The sequence below is a fragment of the Hungatella sp. genome (assembly GCF_046966825.1).
Genome location: NZ_JBKVCZ010000292.1, coordinates 1 through 2,025 on the forward strand (window position 1 = coordinate 1; position 2,025 = coordinate 2,025).

At 45.3% G+C, this 2,025-nt stretch carries 2 protein-coding genes and 2 pseudogenes; all 4 read right to left on the minus strand.

The window, feature by feature from the left end; translation table 11 throughout:
* Nucleotides 1-734: pseudogene (locus ACLTD4_RS33955) on the minus strand (sarcolemmal membrane-associated protein); the annotation flags it as partial.
* 9 nt (nt 735-743) lie between these two features.
* The gene (locus ACLTD4_RS33960; protein WP_055650219.1) at nt 744-947 is read right to left on the minus strand and encodes a hypothetical protein; all 204 of its coding nucleotides are present in this window, start codon (nt 945-947) and stop codon (nt 744-746) included.
* 341 nt (nt 948-1,288) lie between these two features.
* Complete coding sequence (locus ACLTD4_RS33965; protein ID WP_055650218.1) at nt 1,289-1,798, minus strand: hypothetical protein; 510 nt, start codon at nt 1,796-1,798, stop codon at nt 1,289-1,291.
* Nucleotides 1,799-1,820: 22 nt separating this feature from the next.
* A pseudogene (locus ACLTD4_RS33970) lies at nt 1,821-2,025 on the minus strand (hypothetical protein); the annotation flags it as partial.

Below are 2,025 nucleotides of genomic sequence, written 5' to 3' on the forward strand. Positions count from 1 at the left end.
CACACAGGACGTTCAAAGTAGCGGATTCCTTTTTCAATATGAACTATCACTTCGCCGTCGAACAGGGTCCCATCCTTCCTGATGTGGCTCGTCTTTAAATCATAATACACGTTGCCCTTTTTCCGGCTAAGCTGCCGGCATAAAACAGGGCACCACCCATCCTGGGAATAGCATATTCTGGCACATCTTTGAGGTTCATATTCCAATCTCCATTCCCGCGTCCTTTCATTAAAATACATATGATTCAAACACACGCGCCCTTTGTGGGTTTTGGAGTATTCTTCATATTTCCTGCGCTTCTCAGCCTGCCGTTCATCGTCTGCTTTCTCAATACTATTCTCGTAATCATAACATTCCTCTGTCCTATGGCAGACACATTGGCACATAATGCAGAGTCCTCCGCCCCGGGTGCCATGGAGCAGAGGGTCATTATCCGCACAGTCCGGGATATCATAGGGACACCGGATGACCGGGTTATCATTTTCATGACACCACAGGATACCCATATAACTCATATCACTGTTCACATTTTTGCCCAGAACATATTTACCGCAGCCTGTCTTGTAGATACAGTCATTGGCAATGGCTTTTTTGAAGACAAAACCGCCGCCAAGATTGTTCAGTGGATCTCCTCCGGGTAGGGTGCTGCCCTGAATCTGAACGTAATCCGGATAATGGTCTACGGAGTATCCTTCTGACAAAAGACGCTGTGTTAAAAGATTGTATTCTGCCATAGGCTCACCTTATAGACCAAGGCAGGGTCTGATGCCCAGATAATGTTCCATGCGCTCTCGCAATACATCTATGTCCATATCGTATTCCCTGGCAATACATGCCTCGCAGCAGGGATATCTGTAGGCCAATACCTTTGAGATTCTTTTATCCCAGCTATTAATCTGCTGACCGCAGTTGTTACAGGCTTCGTCCAGCCATTTTAAGCTCTTCATTTTGCAGAGCAGCCTCCTTTCATACTTAGCCGGTCTGATCCGTCATGCCGGCCCGATAGTACAAAAGAACTGACCGATGCTCATTCAAGCAGTCAGTCAGCCCTTTTATGTCGATTACCTTATTTATCTTCGCTTCCTTTTGTATAAAATACTTTAGAGGAACCGGCTCCACGTACCTGAAAGGTGTAATCTGTTCGATTTGATATCCATAGCGCCAAAATGTTTTTCTTTTTCATGCTTACCATAGATTATGTAATTCAACGGTTGTCCTCCTGGTCTTTTTACTCTGCGGCATAGCAGAAAATTTCTGTTATGCCATCCTATACCGGCGGTAATCTGTCCTACGCTGCCGAATCCTGTTTTCCATATAGAAGCTCCTCGGGTATCCACTTTCCGTCACGCAGGATACAGCCGTTGACATTATTATAGATATCCGGCGTTCTGGGCGGGTCTGCGAAGCAATCTTCTGTCAGGTAAAGCCCAAAGTGTTGATGGTAAAATGGTTCCAGAGCCATTTTTATCTGCTCATTTAAAGCAAGCGCTAACCGTTCAATTTCCTTGATATCCTGCCGTTTGAAGGCCGCGGCTGAAATCTTTGGCAGCAGCCCTGACCGGTGTATTGCGTTTTCAATAATAGGCAGAGCTTCTTTAAAATACGCCTTGCGGATACGAATTCCCTGCAAAGCCGCCTTTTGGACATAGGCAATGGTTGTTGTGCGTATTTCCTCACATAGCGCTGTATAGGGCTTGCGGTATTTTGTCTTTAATTCAGCAAGAGATACAAGTTCCCGGTTACGTTTCAATTTATCAAGCAGTGCGGACAGGGTTTTATGTATTTCCATGATATCCATAGCAGACCTCCCTTCGGTCAAGTCACTGATCTGCCTCCAGCCGTTCCGGTTCCATAAGACCGGAAAAAATCAGTTGTGTGGCGGTACAGAACCCGGATTTATAAGCCTGCTCAGCAACGGCGCTATTTCTTTTTGATTCCGCATCTAAATAGTCATAAAACAGCTTTAGTGATTTCTTGGTAAGGCTTGATATCAGCACTCTCTGTTTTATTACCACCGTGTTATTA

Excerpts from the sequence above, each read along its gene's own strand:
- ACLTD4_RS33960 (WP_055650219.1), bottom strand. The coding sequence starts at position 947 with ATGAAGAGCTTAAAATGGCTGGACGAAGCCTGTAACAACTGCGGTCAG.
- ACLTD4_RS33965 (WP_055650218.1), bottom strand. The coding sequence starts at position 1,798 with ATGGATATCATGGAAATACATAAAACCCTGTCCGCACTGCTTGATAAA.